This window comes from Methylocaldum sp. 14B, from assembly GCF_002005105.1.
Taxonomy (GTDB): domain Bacteria; phylum Pseudomonadota; class Gammaproteobacteria; order Methylococcales; family Methylococcaceae; genus Methylocaldum.
Window position 1 is genome coordinate 1 of record NZ_MSCV01000042.1, and the last position, 19,305, is coordinate 19,305.

The following is a 19,305-nucleotide window of genomic DNA, read 5'->3' on the forward strand; positions in this document are numbered from 1 at the left end:
GCTAATTCCAATTCCGTTGGAAGCCCTCCTATATTCTTCTGGCAAGTTTTTACATAGCGCCATGCCTCGGCTTCATTGGGTTTATTCTGGAAACTCCTCCGGCCATTTCCGGGCGCCGTGATAAACAGCCAGAATTTCGATGCAGTCCTGACGCACACGGTAAGGCAGAATGTAGGGGGAATCTCCCATGACAAGTTCCCGCGTCCCAGTGACTCGGCCCCGTCGGCCGAGTCCGGGATTATCTTGCAGAAGCGCAACGCGTTGCCGGATTTCATTCTGAAGCTTACGCGCTGCGTAGGGGTTATCTTGGGCGATATAAAGGTAAATGTCCCGCAAGTCTTGGCGGGCGGGGCCGGTCCAGACGATTTTCACGAACGGTCTTCGAACGCTCTGATTTTTTCTTCAATCAAGGCGTCCATTTCGGACATCACCTCCTCATGCGGGATCACATCGCCGCGATCGGCGGCGGCAATGCCGGCCTCAATCTTTTGGATCTGCCAAGCATGCAGCTCCAGATATTCCTGGATCGCCTGGTTCACCAGGTAATTGCGCGAGCGGTCGAGCTGTGCTGCGAGTTGGTCAAGGCGTTTAACGGTCTCGCCGTCAGTGCGCACAGTAAAGGCTTCGGTCGTCATAATTCACCCTCCCCTATCGGAATGGTTCAACGTGGTTCATAGGTAATCATTCCACGGGGACCACTCTAATTCAAGGGTAGACTCGTCCGCGTGTGAAGAGGGGCATTGGGCGACATTTTGGCGTGAAATACTGGTGGCAAGTGTCGGTTTCAGTTTATGTGCTGGCCAGGTAATCGCGGACCATTTGGATCAACAGCCAGCCGAGCATCAAGAATACCGTGACGAAGACCATTGCGCCGAAGAACTCGATCACTCGCAGGATGCCGACCTACACGAGCATGACGGCGTGATACGGCAGCGGGTCAGGGTGTCAGGCTTTGGTTATTTGACTTTCGCCCCCTGCTCAGAGCGTTCGCTTCCGGCCGCGATTCATTTCGTCCAACAGCCGCTCATTGACGCTTCGCGCATGTTCGATGTCCCAGATCCGGATCGCTTCTTCACATTCGAATTCGAACTTTCGATTAAAGAGCGAAGGACATGCTTTTAAGGGTGCTGACGGTTTCCGGGATGCCTTGTCTCAGTAGGGTGTCGAGGTAGTCTTCGACCGTTTTTGCCGGGTGTTTTAAGCTCCGCCGGTGGCTTGCGGCGGCTTCCAAAACCTTAGAGGCATCGAGATCGAATAGATCCAAGATGAAGTCATCGGGGTGAATCGCTTCAATGTCGTACTTTGCGAGCTCTCGCGCCGGGAAGTCTTTCAGGTTGAACGTGACAATCAGGCTGGAATGGCTCCGGATCGCAGCCGCCAGAACATGGCGGTCATTGGGATCGGGAAGGTCGAGGGCAGGAATCAGGTATTCGTAACCCGTTACCAAGGCGTCCCGGACGTTGCTGTCCATGAGCTGTTTGGTTCGGTTGAGTTGGTCTATGGTGAGATCCGGCCGTTCGGCGATCAGGTTTCGAATCCATTCTTGATGGATTTTTTCGCTCCATTTGGCCCGGTATAGGTCGGTCAACGCAAGCCACATCAAGAAGTCGCGGAGCGGTGCGGGATAAAGCACGCAGGCGTCATATACGACAGCAAAGTTGCTCATTCATCAATAGCCCATGTTGAGTTCTTGTGCCTGGGCCGCCAGTTCTTCTAATGTCTTCCGCCGTTCCTGGTCGATGCGTGTTTTGTAATTGACGACATCCTGATACCGCACTCGGCGGTGTTTTCCAACTTTGTGATAAGGGATCGTTCCCTCATCCAGGAGTTTTATGAGGTAAGGGCGGGAGACATTGAGGATGTCGGCCGCTTCTTGAGTCGTCAGTTCGGCATGTACCGGAATTAAGCTGACGGCATTGCCTTGCGCCATTTCGGAGAGAATGTCAATCAGGAGCCGGAAAGCAGCGGTGGGAATTTTTACCGCTTCATGCTCCCCTTTTTGATCAATCACTCGTATGGCTTGCGCTTCTTCTTTGGTCTTTAAGTACAAGGACAATTGCCGGCTACTTTCCTTGGCAAGCGTTACTTCGGACTCGGTTGGAAGTTCCGGTTTTACGTTCGCGTTCATGGCAGTTTCATTAATCAGCTTCAGTATTCAGTGCTCAGTGCTCAGTGCTCAGTGCTCAGTGCTCAGTGCTCAGTGCTCAGTGCTCAGTGCTCAGTGCTCAGTGCTCAGTGTCATGATGACATCTATTCGAAATATTCGCAACATTCGAAATATTCGAATCACAGTTTAAGAGGGATATATCCGAGAATGGGAAGGAGTCAGGCTTTCGCTGTTTGACTTGTGCCTGTGGTCAGAATGTTCGTTTCTTACTACGCTTCATGCTGGCCGACGACCACCCATTACAGTCAACAATCCGTGGAAAAGTGGTATAAACCAGTTTTAGATAATACGGACGTCAAGCCAAGATGGAATGAATTTGTGGCATGCAGTTGAGATCGAAGAGGCCTAGGGGCGGAGTTTAAGAAAACAGGGCAGAGGCGTTGAAATGATTACCGTGAACCTTCCGAACAATCTTGAAACCCGATTGGACGAGCTGGCCAAGAAGGCCGGGAAGACCAAGGAAGCTTGCGCCGAGGAAGCCATCGTGGAATACGTCCAACAGATCGAAAAAAAACTGGGCACGACCGATACGAGACGCCGAAAGCTCCTGAACTTCCTGAACGATCTTAACCGTTCTCCCAGGAAGCCGAGATCGGCCCGAGAAATCGAGGAAACCATTCAAGAGGAACGCGATGCTTGGGATTAGCCGTGCTCGTTTACCTCGATAGCTGTATCGTCATTTACCTGATCGAGAAACATCCCGAGTTTTACCAGTCCCTTCACGATGTTTTCCGATCGACCGAAGCGGATTTTTGCATCTCGCCTTTAGTGAAGCTGGAATGCTTAACTGGCGCTTTTAAACGGAACGATCCGTCTCTCGTTTCAGACTTTGAGACGTTTTTCGACTCGGCAATCACGCTTCCAATGCCTGAATCCGTGTTCTTGAATGCCGCAAGGCTCAGAACGTCCTTCAATCTGAAAACGCCGGACGCCCTGCATCTGGCGACCGCCGAACTACATAAATGCGACGAATTGTGGACAAACGATGATCGGCTAACCAAAGTCTCCACAATTCGAGTTGTCAACAAAACGTCAACGCCATAGCCGCTTAATGCTCCTTTAAAGCTACCCCAACCCTTCTTAGAGGCTATCCCAGTAGGCTCAAGAAACCCTTCGACCGGCCTGTCCTGAGCGGAGTCGAAGGGCTCAGGGCGAACGGCCTACTAGGATAGGCTCTTAAGCGCTTGTTTTGCGTGGCTTTAGATTGCTTTGCGTCGCATCGCAACGCTTTCATAATGCGGGTTTCGGCGGTTCAAGTCCGTCCGTAGCTCTCAAAATCAAAGACTTACGGCAGCTCTGAATCGGCTGCCGTAATTTTGCCGGAATCACGCTCTTTTCACGAGCGTGACCTCAGGCCTCTTCTCCTCGCCGCACAGCAGTTCCACGCACTCGATCAACCGCGCGATTTCCACACGGCTGTAATGCGTGGTGATCCGCCCGACATGATGACTGAGCGAGTCCTGCCGGTCTTCCAAGCTGCCCCCCGCGGCACGCAAAGGCATCCCGAAGGTATGCCGAAGATCATGGACCGGCACCGGCTGAAGGCCCGCCGCTTCCCGCGCTTTCCGCCAGGCCTTGTCGTTCACCCTCGACACCTTTTGGCCGTCGAGATCGAACACCCGCTCCGAGCCGTTGCCCCGCCCTGAGGCGACGATCGAGCGCGCCACCGTATTGAGCGGCACAATCCGTTCGCGGCCATGTTTGGTTTCCGTTTCGGGGATGACGAATACCGTGGTGTGCAACCCCTTGACGTCATGCTCCCAGTCCCAGCGCAGCCCGTAAATCTCCTGATCCCTTAAGCCGGTGTGAAGGGCAAACAGCGTCCTCGGGATCTTTTGCATTCAACACCCCCGTCTCCTTATTGGAAACTTTGGTTTCCGCGTTTTCCACCTTAATCCACCTTAGAGCATTTTCATACCGACTGTACGGGCACTCGCGAGTAGGTCGGGAATCCCTTCCCAATCGCAAACGGTGTCTCCGGGAGCGCCGGAGCCACCCTTCCAATCGCAAACGGTCATCCGGGGAGCGCCGAAGCCCCCCTTCCCGACGCCACGTCCCGGCCGAGCGTCTTCGTCGGAAGGGTCGCGACTAAAGCGACCGTTTGCGATTGGGAAAGGATTGCCGACCTACGAATGCTTGAATCAATTCATCCGAACCGAGGCGCAGTTGGCGATGGCTCGCGAGGTCGTACGGTGTGCCTCCGTGCATGTTCTCTGGCAGCGTCACCGAGCAGTAACACTCCGCCCCTAAGATTGGTGGTTTCGTGTGCCGCCGCCTGTCAGCTCCTCGAGCGAATCGGGTGCGCGGCACGCGGTCCGACTTCACTCAACGACTTCAGGAGAACAAATCCCGTGAAAACAAATGCCTGGAAAATTGTCATGCCTTTCGCCCAAGCCTCCGCCCTGACCGCCGCAGTCGTGGCCACCGGCGTTCAGGCAACGGAACTCACCGGTTTTGCAATGCTGCCGGCCAACACGTTTGCCGTCGGCCCGACTTCCGGACAATTCGCCGGTGCAGGAGCTGGTGGCAACAGCCTGCCGTTGGTCGACAGGCAGCCGGTCCAGGGTTTTTCGGCCGTTCTGAGGGGGCCGACGGGCAATTCCTTCTACGTGATGACGGACAACGGTTTCGGTGCCAAGACCAATTCCGCCGACACCCTGCTGCGCCTTTACGCCATGCGGCCCGACTTCAAGACGTGGAACGGTCGATCTGTGGTTGGCAGCGGCAAGGTAAGCCCGGCCGAGTTCGAAACCGGCAAGAAGCTGAGGGCCTTCACCAGCAAGAGCTTTATCAGTTTGAACGACCCGGACCACAAGATTGGGTTTGACATCGTCGCCGGCATGGCGAACTACCCCAATGGCGCGAACGACATCCCCGTTGACTCGAGCATTCAAGCAAATCGACTGTTGACCGGCTCGGATCTCGACATCGAAGCGGTACGTAAGGACAAAAACGGCAATTTGTGGTTCGGAGAAGAATTCGGCCCGTTCCTGGTGAAAACCGACCACAAGGGTAAGGTTCTACGCAGCGAGATCGCCACCCCCAACATCCTTCCGCCTGGCTCCTCGGCCACCGGTCCGGACGTCATGTCGCCCCAGAACCCTTATCTCGGGGCAGGTATTCCTAACCTCGGCACCTCCCGTGGCTTCGAGGGCATGGCGATCAATCCGGCCGGCGACAAGCTCTACACGCTGCTGGAAGGCACCGTGACGGGCGATCCGGTTAAGACGCTGCGAATCAACGAATTCGACATCGATACGGAAAGCTACACGGGGAACAATTGGCTGTATCAGCTCGAAGCGGAAGGGACCAACATCGGCGACATGACCGCGATCAACGATCATCAGTTCATCGTCATCGAGCGTAACGGCGGCACTGCGACCAACGGCACGCCGTTCAAGAAGCTCTACCTGGCTGACATGGCAAGCGTCGCCAACGGCGGTTTGGTAAAGAAGACAGAACTGGTGGATCTGATGAACATCCCCGATCCGCACGACTTGAACCGCGACGGCAGCACCACCTTCACCTTTCCGTTCGTGACCATCGAGGACGTGTTGATCCTGAACCCAACCACCCTCCTGGTGATGAACGACAACAACTATCCTGGCACCGGAGGACGGGATTCGAATTCGGACAATAACGAGTTCATCAAAATCAAGCTGGATCACCCTTTGGACTTTCGCGGCCGCCGTCAGCATTAAGGCCCGATTTGCGCCTCAGCGATAGGGATTAGCACCGACGCGCCGGGGGCATCCGGCAGTCCCGGCCTAAAACCCAGCGATTCGCCTTGTCGGGCGTTGGGTTTTTGCCGCGATCCGACGCTATCTGCGATCTCCGGCTTGCCAACGGAGCGCCGAAGCCGCCCTTCCCGACGGTGCAGTTGGGCCAACGGATTCGTCGGCAAAGGCTTGCCGACCTACGAATGCTTGAATCCATTCACCCGAGCCGAAGGCGCCAACGACGTCCGCCAAGCACGTTTTGTCGTACGAGCGGGATGAAAACGCTCTAGCCGACACCATCCGAAACATCGAATCAGACTCGGTACAGATCGCTAAAGAACAGCCGACATGGCGCTTAGAGAACTCAAATCCATTGTTGCTTTCCTGTTGATCTTCGCCGGGCTTCAATGGCTTTACGGCCTTGGGCGCGGAACGGCCGTAGAGCGCCTGCTCATCGACATGCTGACGGTCCGGCCGAGCGTGGCACTGATCAACCTCATTACCCCCGGCGAAAACGTAAGGGCAGTGGGCCACAGCCTGGTGTCGCCCCATGCTCGGCTCAACGTGCTTAACGGTTGCGAAGGTATCGAAACGTTTTTCCTGCTGCTGGCCGCGATTCTGATCCATCGCACCTCCTGGCGGCACAAGCTGAGTGGCGCCGTCCTGGGCGTTGTGTTCGTCCATGGTCTTAATCAGGCGCGCATCGTGACGCTGTTCTACGCCTTTCGCTACGACAAGTCCCTGTTCAGCCTGCTCCACGGTTACATGCTGCCGGTGGTGTTGATTCTGCTGACGAGCCTGTTTTTCCTGGCCTGGGCCGTAGCCTGTAAAAAGGCTGCCAATGGATCGACTCTGCATGCTTAAGACCGGCGGGACCTTGGTTGTCGCTTACACGGTCTTGCTGGCTCTGTCGGTTTATCTGGGCGACGATTACACCCGGTTCTGGTTTCCGGAGTATCGGTGGGTGCTGAGCTGGGCGCTGCCCGAATTCGAAGTCGAAGATTTGACCCTGGCGATCGTTCAGGGCGATACGGTGGTCCGGGCCAAACTCACGGCGATCCATGTCTTCTACCTGGGGGACCGGGAAGTTCCCAGGGGAACCGAAATCGTTTGCTCGACGTTGGCCGGGCACGCCGTACTTCATCCCCTGCTCATGATTCCCTTGTGGCTGGCATGGCCGGGATTCTCGCCAGTCGGTAGGCTCGCCGTCCCCATCCTGGCGCTGCCCGGATGGGCGGCGATCGAGGCGCTGGATATTCCGTTGATACTGGCGGGAAGCGCCTGGGATCTGCTGCTGTTTCAGTTGGCCCCCAACGAGTTGCCGCACTCGCCCATAGTCGCCTGGATGCACTTCATGAACGGCGGCGGGAGATCGGCCCTGTCCCTCGCCATCGGAATGCTGACGCTGGTCGCAAGCCAAACGATATTACGGTTTCGCCTACGGGTGAGGGAGCGTTTCATCAAGTTTTTACCTTAGGACGTTAAGGTTTTGGCACTGCGTGTAAACCAAAACGGACGTGGGCATGAAATCTCGATTTCCTAACCAAGCACAGACGCCGAGAAACATCGGAACCTATTGGGCTGTCGTATTGATCGCCTGGCTGAGCATGCAACCGATCATGGGGGCTGCCGCACTCCCGGTGTCGCAATCCGCCAGCGAGTCGAAAGCCCCGCCCGATGTCCTCGCTCGGCTGGAGGCGGGAGCGCCGCAGGATCTGATCGTGTTGTTCGACGATACCGCCATCGAGAAGGAAGCAGCCGATCTTCGCGCCCAAAAGGGGCTAGGCTACGACGACGCGTCTATCCTGGCCTTCAAATCGGGCCGTTACCGTACTCTGAAGCAACGGGCCTTGGCGGCGCCCGGCGCTGCGGAGCGCGAGTTGCTGCGGGATTATGAGCATCTGCCCATGGCATTCCTGCGGTTTCGGACGGCGGGGGCCTTGCGAGCATTGTTGTCGCGTCCCGAAGTCAAAGCGGTCTATCCCGACCTCGTACTCCACCACAAGCTGAACGAGAGTCTGCCCCTGATCCATCAACCGATACCCATGGGCTCCGGTCGAAACGGTGCGAATACCACCGTCGCCGTGCTCGATACGGGCGTGGATTACACCCATTCCGCTTTCGGCTCCTGCACCGCACCGGGCGTTCCTTCAGGCTGCAAGGTGGTGGCGGCAGTGGATATCGCGGCCGACGACAATACCCGCGACGACAACGGCCACGGCACCAACGTGGCGGGGATCGCGCTGGGCGTTGCGCCGGGAGCGAAAGTCGCGTCCCTGGACGTATTTACCGGCTCGACCGCCTTCGGCAGCGACGTCATTGGTGGAATCGACTGGGCCATCGCGAACCGGTCGGCCTACAATATCGTCGCCATCAACATGAGCCTGGGCGCCGACACGAAGTTCACTAGTCCGTGCAGCCAGCTCTCCGGAGCGAACGGCAATCCGTTCCGGACGCCCATCGCTAATGCCCGGGGCGCCGGCATTCTGACCGTGGCGGCCGCCGGCAACGAGGCATACCTGGACGGGCTGCCCATGCCGGCGTGCACGCCCGAGGCGGTCTCGGTCGGTGCGGTGTACGACGCGAACCAGGGCCAAAAAGCCTGGTCCGTCTGCACCGACGCGACTACCGCAGCGGACAAGGTAACCTGCTTCTCCAATACGGCATCTTTTCTGACCTTGCTGGCGCCGGGCGCAATGATCAGTGCCGCCGGCTGGATTGCCGGCGGAACATCGCAGGCCACACCTCATGCTGCGGGCGCGGTGGCCGTGCTGCGTGCGGCGTTCCCCTCGGAGACGCTGGATCAGACCGTCGCCCGCCTGACCGGAACCGGCATCCCGGTCACCGACACGCGGCCTGCGGCTGCCATTACCAAGCCGCGCATAGACTTCACGGCCCTTTTCCCGCCCCCCACGAACGACCACTTCGCAAACCACATCGCGCTGAGCGGCGCGTCGGGTCAAACCAACGGCTCAAACGAGTTCGCGAGCAAGGAGACGGGGGAGCCCAACCACGCCGGAAATGCCGGCGGGAAATCCATCTGGTGGACATGGACCGCGCCTGCCTCGGGCCAACTGACCCTGGATACGTTGGGCGGCGCCGTCGATACATTGCTGGCTGTCTATACCGGAACGGCGGTCAATGGCTTGACGGCAAAAGCCTCCAGCGACGACAGCGGTGGGGCTCAGAGTCAGGTCGGTTTGACCGTACAACCTGGAACGACCTACCAGATCGCCGTGGACGGCAAAAACGGCGCCTACGGCGCCATTGCCCTCCACTGGAATTTCATCGAGAACGCCGCGGATCTCTCGGTCATCTTGTCCGACAATCCGGATCCCGTTCTTCAAGGGGGCGAACTGGTTTATTCCGCCACCGTGACCAACCAAGGCCCCGCTGTGGCGGTCGGAACGAGCCTGACTGACACACTTCCGGCCGGCGCGAGTTTCCTCTCGGCGTCTCCCGGCTGTTCCCACCTGGCAGGTACGGTCACCTGCAATCTCGGCGACCTCCCATCCGGCGGTTCCGCCACCGCAACGATCAGCGTGCAGGCCAATGCCGCGGGTTCCATTCAGAATACTATCCAAGCCGCTTCCGCCACGCCGGATGCCGATCCCGCCAATAATGCGGCCTCAGCCGACACCACGGTGACTGCCGCCGCCGATCTTGCGGTCACCTTGAACGATAGCCCTGACCCCGTCGCTGTGGGTGCTCAGCTCGCTTATCAGATCACCGTCATCAACTCGGGTCCCGCGGATGCCCAAGGCGTCACGGTGACTGACGCGCTTCCCTCGGGTGCGGTTTTTCTATCCGCCTCGGCCAGTTGTACTCACAGCAACGGGGTCGTAACCTGCGATCTGGGTCCGCTAACGAATGGCGGAGCCGGCACCGCTTTCATCAATGTTCAGCCCGTCGCCGCCGGCAGCCTGCTCAATTCCGTCAGCTTGAGCAGTCCGACAGCCGATCCGAATTCCGCAAACAACAGCGCCGGCGCATCGACCACGGTCAATGACGCTTTCCCGCCTGAATCCGGCGACGACGGCGATATTCCCACGCTACCCCAATGGGGCATGGTGGTCATGGGCGCGATGCTCTGGCTTGGCCGCCTCGTGACGAAACGGATTATTCCATAAGGAATCTCTGATTAAGTCCTTCGACAGGCCTGTCCTGAACCAATCTCCGAACGGGCTTCCGTTTCGGAAACTGTCACGTGACCTTCAAACGGCGGTCACAAACGGCCGTTACCGTGTCTTCGCTCTACGGGACCGGCAGATTTTCCGTTGAAAGCCCCCGTGATCGATTTCTCCGAAACAAAATTCCAAAAGGACAACAACATGATGCGCAAGGTATTGACCGGCGCGGTGCTTGCGGCGCTGGGCCCTGCCGCGTACGCCGCGACGCCGGTTTTCATCAATGAAATCCACTACGACAACGCCGGGACGGACGCTGGCGAAGCCATCGAGATCGCGGGGCCGGCCGGCACCGATCTGAGCGGCTGGAAAATCGTCCGCTACAACGGCAACGGCGGCGGCACGTACGCCACGCCCGCCGCGACCACGTCCGAAACCCTTTCCGGGACGATTCCGGACCTGGGCGGTACCGGCTACGGCGTGATCACGATCGCTTACAACCAGGACGGATTGCAGAACGGCGCCCCGGACGGCATCGCCCTGGTGGATGCGTCCAATCAAATCGTTCAGTTTCTGAGTTACGAGGGCATGTTCACCGCCACCAACGGGCTTGCCAACGGCCTCACCAGCACCGATATCGGCGTCAGCGAAAGCAGTTCCACACCGGTCGGCGGATCCTTGCAGCTTACCGGAAACGGCATTTTCTACGAGGACTTCACTTGGGTAGCTTCTTCCGGTAACACCTTCGGTGCGCTCAATGCCGGGCAGTCTTTCGCTTCCGCTCCGCCCCCGCCATCCTCCGTCAGCCTGATCAGTACGGTGCAGGGCACCGGCCTGTCCAGTCCCGTCGTAGGTGCGGCCGTGACGGTGGAGGCCGTTGTTGTGGGCGACTTCCAGGGCGCGACCGAGTTGAGCGGCTTCTTCGTTCAGGAGGAGCCGGCGGATTACGATGCCGATCCCGCTTCGTCCGAAGGCTTGTTCGTCAACTCCACTATCGCCGTCGATCCGGGCGATTGGGTGCGGGTGACCGGAACCGTGACCGAAACCAACGGCCTGACGACGCTGAACGCCTCCTCGGTAACTGTACTCGCCAGCGGAAACCCGCTGCCGGCGGCGACGCCCGTAACCCTGCCCTTCGACGGATCGGCCACCGATCGGGAGCGCTACGAAGGCATGCTGATCAACTTGCCCCAGAGCTTGACCGTCACCGAAAACTTCCAGCTGGGCCGCTTCGGCCAGATCGTGGTGTCCTCGGACGGTCGCCTTCGGAATCCGACGCACGTCGCTTTGCCTGGCGCGGCGGCGAATGCGGTGGCGGCGGCCAACGACCTGAATCGGTTGTTCGTGGATGACGGCTCCAACGTCCAGAATCCCGACCCGGTGATTTTCCCGGCTCCCGGCTTGAGCGCCGGCAACACGCTACGGAGCGGCGACACGCTGACCGGCGCGACCGGGGTGATGAGCTACGCCTTCGGTGCTTTCCGCCTGCTGCCCACGGCGGACCCCCTGTTCGTGGCGGACAATCCGCGCCCCGCGGTTCCGCCCGCGTTGCCCGGCATCGGATCGCTCCGCATTGCCAGTTTCAACGTGCTGAACTACTTCAACGGCGACGGCTTCGGCGGCGGATTCCCGACGGCCCGCGGCGCCGAGAACCCGGCCGAGTTCACCCGCCAGAAAGACAAGATCGTCCCCGCCATCCACGGCCTGAACGCCGACGTGATCGGCCTCATGGAAATCGAGAACGACGACGATGCTTATCCGGCGATCCGGGATCTGGTGGACAGCCTCAACGTCTATGCCGGGTCCGCTCAGTACGCCTTCATCGACACCGGCATCGTCGGCACCGACGAGATCCGCGTGGCGCTGATCTACAAGCCGGCGAAAGTGAGCCCGGTCGGGTCGTTCGCGATCCTGGACTCCTCGGTCGATCCCGATTTCATCGACACCAAGAATCGGCCCGCGCTGGCCCAGACCTTCCTGGACAAGCTGTCCAACAAGAAGCTGACGGTGGTCGTGAATCACTTGAAGTCCAAAGGCTCGGCTTGCACCGACGTGGGAGACCCGGACGTGGGCGACGAGCAGGGAAACTGCAACCTGACCCGGACCAGGGCTGCCCAGGCCCTGGCCGACTGGCTGGCGGCGGATCCCACCGGGAGCGGCAACACCGATGTCCTGGTCATCGGCGATCTGAATGCCTACGCCAAGGAAGATCCCATCCGGACCCTGGAACAGAACGGCTTTACCAATCAGGTCGCGGCTTTCCTTGGCGAGGACGCATATTCCTACGTGTTCGACGGCGAAGCAGGCTATCTGGATCATGCCCTGTCCAGTTTGACGCTCACTTATCAGGTCAAGGGCGTCGCGGAATGGCACATCAACGCGGACGAGCCGATCGCGCTCGACTACAACACCGACTTCAAGACGCCGGATCAGGTCACCAGCTTCTACAGTGCCGATCCGTATCGTTCGTCGGACCACGATCCGGTCGTGGTGGAAGTGCTGGTGCCGGGCGATCTCGACAAGGACGGCGACGTCGACGTAGCGGACCAGAACCGCTTCCGCTCCGCCTTGGGCAAGTGTTCGGGCCAATCCGGCTATTTGGCGGAGGCTAACTACGACGGCGTCGGCTGCGTGACCTATGCCGACTACCAGCGCTGGTATGGCCACTACACTGCCTATCGTGTCAACGCAGGCCTTTAAACAGCGATCGGCCGCCCCGTTGCAACGAGGCGGCCCTTTACCCCTAACTGGAGATAAACGATGTTGATTTTTAAAGCCCGCCTCGCAATTGCCATTCTGGGGCTATTGGCCGTGGCCCCTTCCCACTCGGCCGTGGTGTCGCTCAATTTGGTCGGGAATGCCCCCGTGCTGGTTGGCGACAGCTTCAGTATCGATTTAACGTTGACTCAGCCCTTCGATGGGTTGGACGCTTCCGATGAATTGCTGGCGTTCGGATTCGACACGGTGCTGAACGGTACCGCCGCTCAGTTCACCGGCGTCACGTATTCGCCGTCCTTCAGCGATGACAGCGGCCTGCTCGGACTGGATTTGGCGGGATCGGCCTTCCCCGGCATCCCCAATCTTCCGGCTAATCAGACACTGACTCTGGCGACGCTCAATTTCCAGGCGTTGTACGCCGGAAATATTGATTTGGGCGTGTTGGGCAATCCGTCCGAACCCAATCAAGGATTGTTCTTCAGCCTCTCGGGGCCGCTCGCCGCCAATGCCGGTCTGTCCTTGAGCATTCAGTCCAGCGCGGTTCCCGTACCGGCCGCCTTTTGGCTGTTCGCCAGCGGGATCTCGGGGCTGGTGGTGCGGAGTGCATGCCGAAAAGGTTGTACGATCGGCGCACTCAGTCTACGAAGATAGCCGTTGGGCCAACGGGTTTGTCGGCAAAGGATTGCCGACCTACGAATGCTTGAATCCATTCACCCGAGCCGAAGGCGCCAACGACTTCCGCCAAGCCTGTTTTGTCGTACGAGCGAGATGAAAACGCTCTAAGTCTACGAAGATAGGCTTTGATCCCAGCCGTTGCCAAAGCTAACCCGTCCCAATTCGCTCGGCTCTTCGTGTGGACGCGGGCCGGTGTACGGCTGGCGGAAACGTGATCAGGCTCCGAACCAAGACCTTCCCGGCGGTTTTTCTCTTCGCCAAGCCCAAACGCGGCTTGGGCTTGGCTTACGAGCACCTCGAAGTTTTTCGAGGTGCCTGACCAACGGATGCAGGCGGCCGGGGACCAAGCGGGACCTGATCCGCCGATTCGACCTGGCGTATCGGCAGAGTGCCTTCGGTCTATCGCCATCCGCTGCCGCCGCGCCGCTTCCAGCACGAATGGTTTCCCCTCGCTGGCTCATCTCATCACCTGCGCACGAAGCTCGGCCTTGAACGGCTGTCTCGGTAATTTCGCCATCTCGTTCCACCACCAATCACCGGATTTACGCGATTGATGGTGTCCACTTTTTTGAGCCTGGCTCACTGGCTCATGGAGAAGGAGACTGGACAGAATCCACCTAATCGGTCTCCGACGAGTCATTTGTCATAAATTGATTACATAGATTTAACCAATCATTAACTGACGTGTAACAGTCTCGGCTTAATTTGACCGGGTATTTCGAAAAAATGAGCAAGGAGGCTTAGGTCGGTTACCGGTCACGTCAAGCTGTAGGACCAGCTGAACGTGTTTGCCGAAGAGCCACACCCGCCGTGAGGCGGGGCCGGAAAGCCACGGGTCTCGCGTTTGTCGAGATCGCCGGGCCGCCTCCCGAGTGATGGGGAGGACCGTGGCACCGCTCACCACCTGTGGGCAGAATCACGGACATCACTGTGAGTTCAACGTCAACACAGTGAAAAGGTAATTCGGATGAAACCAAGTAAGATCATTTCGGCGCTCGCTTTGACGGGCGTCGGATTCTCAAGTACTGCCGGTGCGGCAACCTTGCCGAACTGGGTGGGTACCGCGGACTACACCGTCGTGGGCGGTTCGGCCGGCGAAGTGGTCGGTCCCTTCGATACTTACGACTTCGCGGCGGGCGACGGCGGTCTGGCATTGCTCGTACCGGACACGATCGCCAATCCCTCCCAAATTACGGTGGGAGACATCTATTCAGGCGTGTACCAGTCTTACGTCACCAACCATCAGTTGGGCACCTCCACGGTGAGCAACCCCAAACTGAACGTCTCTTACGAGTTGACCACCCAGTCGGCTTTCCAAACACAAGTCACGAACGCGCAGAATCTGGGCAACGGGCTGTGGACCATCAACTTCCAGGTGTTGAGTGGCTCGCTGGACCTGTTTTTCGACAGCGCCGTCAATCGCGACGTAACCGGTGACACGGGCATCACGGACGGCACCAATATTCTTAAGGGATCGGTGACGGGCGGAACCGGGGTCGTCACGGTAAGCACCCAGTTTCCTTCCGGTCTTGGCGTAACCTCGAGCGAATTTACCTTCGTCGGAAACACCAGTTTCTATGATTCGGCGGTATACGATCCCGATACCATCGGCGGCGGCCAGTCGTTGTTCTCCCTGTTCGTCAGAAACCCCACCGCACCTCCCGCCATCTCTTCGGTCGGCGGCATACCGGTTACATCGACGAGCATTCTCTACCAGGCGGATGGATCGCTCACGCTGACGGCGGTACCGGTTCCAGCGGCCTTCTGGCTGCTCGCTAGTGCCTTGGCCGGCATGAGCGTCATCTCTCGCCGTTCCAGCAAATTGGCTGCGTGAGCCTCGCATGGCAAGCCCATTTGGTGAATGGGCGAGGATTCGGTGCAAATCTGCTTCGCTGACTGCGGAAGCAGACGGCGCGGCCGAACGTCACAACCGGGCCGGCGCTTATCCCGGTCCGGTTCCTCGAGCCGACCGCCAGCCGGAACGGCCGAGGCCAGTGCTGCAATTATCATCCTCATGACGCAGCGTCGCTAAAAGTCCGCGACAACTCTTGAGGAACTTCACCCTCGGGCTCGAACACTGCGCGCGAGCCAGTTCGGCGCCGGCGAGCCCCCTCCGGCGCAGGGCTTCCAACAAGAGCTAGCCGACACCCGTTGTTTGTCCTCGGTGGCGGCAAAGTGGGTTTGTGCTGCTTGGCGCCAGGGAGCCGCGAGATCATCGGCGGCGTCGAAGTCCGGGATGAGCCGATCCGGCGGCGCGCCACGTGCGCGAACAGTTCACGTTGTCCGGTACCATGGATCACGGCGGAATCTCCTCAAAAATTCAATGTCAGCAGTTGAATTTTAAGGGCTTTTCGATTCCGCCCACCCTCCTTTCATGAACTATGCAGGCTTGGGACCTCACGCAACAAAACCCCGCCGGAGGCTTCGATTTCTCGCTCCCGATCGCTCGGTGATCGGGTTTACAGTGCCCCTTACAGTCCCTTGCAGTTGGCGTAATAGGTCACCGTCGCGGCCCAGTCGGCGAAGACGCCACGAATACCCACATCCTTCGCCAGCACGTCGAGCACTTTCATTACGTCGCCCTCGCGTTTGATGGCGGAATCGATGGTCTGAAAATAGAACCCATTATTACCGTCGGCGAGAATTCCGGAGCGCTCCAGTGTCCAGGTGATGATATCCAGGTCCGCGGCCTTGGCGTTCCTGGCGTATTCCGAGGGCACGATGTTGCCGCCGGCGTCCAGGTCCAACAAAGCAAACGTCGGCGGCGCCACGATATTGATGCCCATGGTCTTGTAGCTTGCCAAGGTGGCAGCATCGGGCAGATCGGCGACCGTTTCGGCGTCGTCCAGATACACGGCCTGCTTGCCGAAGGCGGGTTCGTAGCGGACCCAGTAGAGCACGTCGTCGATGCTGAAGGACTGAGGGAAGACCTTTTTCGGGGAAACGCGCGCTTCCTTATACTCGTCGATCATTTTCTGGGCGAAATCCTCCTGGGAAAAGCCGTCGAAAGGCATGGCCACGCTAGGGCTCTTCAGTTCGGGAGTCATCTTCACGCCCAGTTTCTTGAAAAGCTCGATGCTTTCCCTATGCGTAAGCAGGGTGCCGCTGGTCGGGCCGGCGTAGAGATCCGTGCGGAAATTCGCCGTGCCGCCGAGATATTCGTCCACGGTTCTAGCGCGGGGGTTTGACGCATCCATCTTGCCGCGAAGGGTTTTGAACTCGGCCAGGGTGATGTCGCTGGTGCGGCATTCCGCCGTGGCGCGCGTGAGGAGATTGCCGCTGGCATCGAAGGTGGCCGGCGAGAACGGCTTCGTGCACTTGGCGGCCAGCTCGGGGATGGCAAGGATATTCGTAGTCGTGTGAAGATCGTTCTGCGCATGACGACACACCAATTCCTTATCCTTGGTGAAGGTCACGTCGCATTCCAGAATGCCGGCGCCCATGCGGGCCGCGGCTTCGTAGGATTCCTTGGTGTGTTCGGGAAATTGCAGAGCGGCGCCGCGGTGACCGATCGAGAAATCGGTCTTTTTGAAGGGACCTTTCGCACATCTCCGAAGCTCGTTTTTGAGTTCGCCGTCTTCCATATCGTTAACCAGGAAAAACGGCCGAGGCCCCAACTGCACGCTTTGGCTATTATCGGACGCCGACGCGGTGGCGAAGAGACCGGGAAATACTGCCGTCATTGCCGCACAGGCAATCATGATCAATCGTGGACGCATCTATCACTCCTGTTGTTCTGGTTTAGTGAAGGTGGGTTGAGCCCATTCGGCCCAGTACAGACCGTACACGCCATTTGTGCCATCAATGTGACTGAACGGTTTAGGTCTCGTGACAGTTGAGCGGGTTTTCGGAGTTTCCGAGAGCGCTACAGCGGCCCTGATCATGCCGACGCCTTCCGGCGCTGGCGTGCGGATACGCGGCTCCCGAGGAGCGTTCGTTAGGTGAAGTTTGGCGGGTTGCCCAAGCGGGTTTAGTCAAGGTGGGCCGGATTGCGCTCTCTCCGTTCAGCCTATACGAGCCGCGGCAGTCGACGCGGAATCCGGACGGAAGCCATCATCCGATCCGGAGTTTCTGAACGGCAGCCGCTATTCGATGCCTCAAGCGCTTATTTCTTTTTCACTTTGGACAGCATGCCGACGATTCGGCTCTCGAAGACGATACGATCCTCGATCAATCCCTGCACGTCGTAATAGAAGATATTGCGGGCTTGATCGACGTTTTCGCACAGTATGAGCAATTGGTCGCCGGGGGCGGCGGAGCTTCGGAAGCGTGCGTTCTCGATACGCAGAAACAGCCCGACCGCAGGTTCCGCCAACCGCCGATTGGACAAGTACAAGGCCAGTTGCGCGCCGGCTTCGAGCATGAGCGCGCCGGGCATAATGGGATGCCCGGGGAAGTGGCCGGCCACCCAAAACTCGTCTTCCCTGACTTTTTTGACCGCAAGGCCGCGACGGAAGGCGTCGTCGACCCAGGCGATGTAGTCCAGCAACAGCATTTCGCCGCGGTGGGGAATTACTTGGCTGATCATGTCGCGTCCCACTTTGGGCAAGGCGACGTCAATCTCCGCGGTAGGAAATAACGTGTGCTGCGTCCGCATCGGCTCATGGATTGCCGAGTCCAATCCCGAGTCGAGCAATTCCCGGATGCGGCTGATGAAATGACGGGTATGGATCGGAGAGTTCCGGAGAGAAAGAATCTTATCTAGCATGACACCGCCTGCTTTTGAGACCATTGATCAACGAAGTACCGATTGAAGTGACCGGCGCACGGAACGCTCCAAAGGCCTAGCCAGGCCGACGCGCAACAGCATTAGCGGCACCGCCCCTGAAGGAAGACCGAGGGATTTCGCCAAACCGGGCGACCCTACGGGCGATTCGGTGGGGTACGCCAAAGGATGAACTGCAAGTCCCTGCGCAGCGGCCGCCAGGTAAATCCGCTCTATCAGCCGTCCGCCCTGCAACCAGGCGTCCGGCGTATCCCGCTCGCTCCAGACCACGCTCCAAAGCGGCGTGGCTTCGGCGAGCCGCTTCACTACATCGATCTCGCCTTGGCGGAACTCGGACGACACCAAATCCTCGGGGGTGGACAGGAACTCCACCCACTCCTTCACGAACCACGGGGCATCGCTGGTGAAGATGGAAATCCCGTCGCGGCTCGCTTCCCATTCCCGTCTGGAACGGCGGAACCACGACATTGAATCTCGGTACGCCGCATCGTTCGCCACGAACTCGGCCACGGCATCGGCGGCGATCCGAACGATGGCTTCCCATTCGTGAGCGGCACCGTACCAAGCGAGGTGGGTGCCGGGAAGTTCGCCATACTCATTGAGGCTTTCCGTGAACTCGTTCCGGGAAATCGGCAATGGCTCGAACTCGGCTCGGGTGGTTTGGCGGCGGAATATGGCCGGAAACCAGGGATGGGTATTTGAGTCAGAGCGCCGCGCCAGTTCGAGCGACGCGCAGCGGCCCCCGTTTTGCAGAAACGCATCGGCCTCAGCATCGGACACGGTCGCCGCATAACCGAGTTGAGCCGCCGCGACGACCATGTTCTCCGTGGCACAGCCCAAGCCCATCAACATGAGCCGGCGGCGGGGATCGGCCTGGCCGAGATGGCGCGCCAGATCGGCGTAGAGAACAATCCGATTGCCCAGCAGGTTGAAGGCCCAGGGTTGAGTGTTGTGAGCATTCGCGGCCAACGTGCCGCACAACGCCACGTATTCCAAATCGGTCAGATCTCCCTTTGCCGTTTGCTCCCATGCGACGTACGGCGAGGCACTTGCAACCGCAGGGGCTGCCCTGAACAATGCGGGAAACGCGGCTGCTCCGACCGCGAGAGCGCCGGTCTGGCGGAGAAATCGCCGACGGCTCTGCAATATCGGATCGGGGCGGATCATGCTTCG

General features: G+C 59.0%; 17 protein-coding genes and 1 riboswitch. Of the genes, 9 read left to right on the plus strand and 8 right to left on the minus strand.

Annotated features, from left to right (window positions below; all coding sequences use genetic code 11):
- Positions 1-81: 81 nt before the first annotated feature.
- The 4 genes from B2A78_RS22850 to B2A78_RS22865 form a co-directional block, all read right to left on the minus strand.
- The gene (locus B2A78_RS22850) at positions 82-372 is read right to left on the minus strand and encodes a type II toxin-antitoxin system RelE/ParE family toxin (protein ID WP_077732360.1); all 291 of its coding nucleotides are present in this window, start codon (positions 370-372) and stop codon (positions 82-84) included.
- Positions 369-635, minus strand: a complete 267-nt coding sequence (locus tag B2A78_RS22855) for a CopG family ribbon-helix-helix protein (RefSeq protein WP_077732361.1) — start codon at positions 633-635, stop codon at positions 369-371. The genes B2A78_RS22850 and B2A78_RS22855 overlap by 4 nt, the downstream gene beginning before the upstream one ends.
- Positions 636-1,096: 461 nt before the next feature.
- A complete protein-coding gene (locus tag B2A78_RS22860) occupies positions 1,097-1,666 on the minus strand; it encodes a PIN domain-containing protein (protein WP_077732362.1) in 570 nt (189 codons plus the stop codon).
- Positions 1,667-1,669: 3 nt separating this feature from the next.
- Entirely contained in the window at positions 1,670-2,128 is a 459-nt protein-coding gene (locus B2A78_RS22865) for a helix-turn-helix domain-containing protein (protein ID WP_077732363.1), read from the minus strand.
- Positions 2,129-2,552: 424 nt separating this feature from the next.
- Between B2A78_RS22865 and B2A78_RS22870 the strand changes: the two genes are divergently transcribed.
- Together B2A78_RS22870 and B2A78_RS22875 are read left to right on the plus strand one after the other, a co-directional pair.
- Positions 2,553-2,813: a ribbon-helix-helix protein, CopG family gene (locus B2A78_RS22870; RefSeq protein WP_077732364.1), complete on the plus strand. Its 261-nt coding sequence runs from the start codon at positions 2,553-2,555 to the stop codon at positions 2,811-2,813.
- Positions 2,804-3,211 carry a type II toxin-antitoxin system VapC family toxin gene (locus tag B2A78_RS22875; protein ID WP_156881620.1) on the plus strand — a complete coding sequence of 136 codons (408 nt, stop codon included), beginning with the start codon at positions 2,804-2,806 and terminating at the stop codon, positions 3,209-3,211. Before B2A78_RS22870 ends, B2A78_RS22875 begins: the two co-directional genes overlap by 10 nt.
- 281 nt (positions 3,212-3,492) lie before the next feature.
- On the opposite strand, the gene B2A78_RS22880 is transcribed toward B2A78_RS22875, so the two are convergent.
- On the minus strand, positions 3,493-4,008 hold the full coding sequence (locus B2A78_RS22880; protein ID WP_077732366.1) for a tyrosine-type recombinase/integrase: 516 nt from the start codon (positions 4,006-4,008) through the stop codon (positions 3,493-3,495).
- Between the two features lie 576 nt (positions 4,009-4,584).
- Here B2A78_RS22880 and B2A78_RS22885 point away from each other — a divergent pair.
- From B2A78_RS22885 to pepA, 7 genes are all read left to right on the plus strand, one after another.
- Complete coding sequence (locus tag B2A78_RS22885; protein ID WP_205780880.1) at positions 4,585-5,868, plus strand: esterase-like activity of phytase family protein; 1,284 nt, start codon at positions 4,585-4,587, stop codon at positions 5,866-5,868.
- 366 nt (positions 5,869-6,234) lie between these two features.
- Positions 6,235-6,750 (plus strand): archaeosortase/exosortase family protein, encoded by a 516-nt coding sequence (locus B2A78_RS22890; protein ID WP_077732368.1) that lies wholly within the window; start codon positions 6,235-6,237, stop codon positions 6,748-6,750.
- Entirely contained in the window at positions 6,743-7,363 is a 621-nt protein-coding gene (locus tag B2A78_RS22895; protein ID WP_077732369.1) for a hypothetical protein, read from the plus strand. Before B2A78_RS22890 ends, B2A78_RS22895 begins: the two co-directional genes overlap by 8 nt.
- 46 nt (positions 7,364-7,409) lie before the next feature.
- Positions 7,410-10,016: a S8 family serine peptidase gene (locus B2A78_RS22900; protein ID WP_077732370.1), complete on the plus strand. Its 2,607-nt coding sequence runs from the start codon at positions 7,410-7,412 to the stop codon at positions 10,014-10,016.
- Positions 10,017-10,175: 159 nt separating this feature from the next.
- On the plus strand, positions 10,176-12,713 hold the full coding sequence (locus tag B2A78_RS22905) for an ExeM/NucH family extracellular endonuclease (protein WP_240502646.1): 2,538 nt from the start codon (positions 10,176-10,178) through the stop codon (positions 12,711-12,713).
- Positions 12,714-12,773: 60 nt separating this feature from the next.
- On the plus strand, positions 12,774-13,382 hold the full coding sequence (locus B2A78_RS22910) for a hypothetical protein (RefSeq protein WP_077732371.1): 609 nt from the start codon (positions 12,774-12,776) through the stop codon (positions 13,380-13,382).
- A gap of 812 nt (positions 13,383-14,194) precedes the next feature.
- Positions 14,195-14,275: riboswitch (cyclic di-GMP riboswitch) on the plus strand.
- Positions 14,276-14,373: 98 nt separating this feature from the next.
- A complete protein-coding gene (gene pepA / locus B2A78_RS22915) occupies positions 14,374-15,240 on the plus strand; it encodes a flocculation-associated PEP-CTERM protein PepA (RefSeq protein WP_077732372.1) in 867 nt (288 codons plus the stop codon).
- Between the two features lie 637 nt (positions 15,241-15,877).
- Here the strand turns inward: pepA and B2A78_RS22920 are convergent.
- From B2A78_RS22920 to B2A78_RS22930, 3 genes are all read right to left on the minus strand, one after another.
- Entirely contained in the window at positions 15,878-17,125 is a 1,248-nt protein-coding gene (locus B2A78_RS22920) for a glycerophosphodiester phosphodiesterase family protein (protein ID WP_077732373.1), read from the minus strand.
- A 386-nt stretch (positions 17,126-17,511) separates the two neighbouring features.
- On the minus strand, positions 17,512-18,114 hold the full coding sequence (locus B2A78_RS22925; protein ID WP_168175529.1) for a 3-hydroxyacyl-ACP dehydratase FabZ family protein: 603 nt from the start codon (positions 18,112-18,114) through the stop codon (positions 17,512-17,514).
- Positions 18,115-18,141: 27 nt separating this feature from the next.
- A complete protein-coding gene (locus B2A78_RS22930; protein ID WP_168175530.1) occupies positions 18,142-19,299 on the minus strand; it encodes a nitroreductase family protein in 1,158 nt (385 codons plus the stop codon).
- Positions 19,300-19,305: the final 6 nt, after the last annotated feature.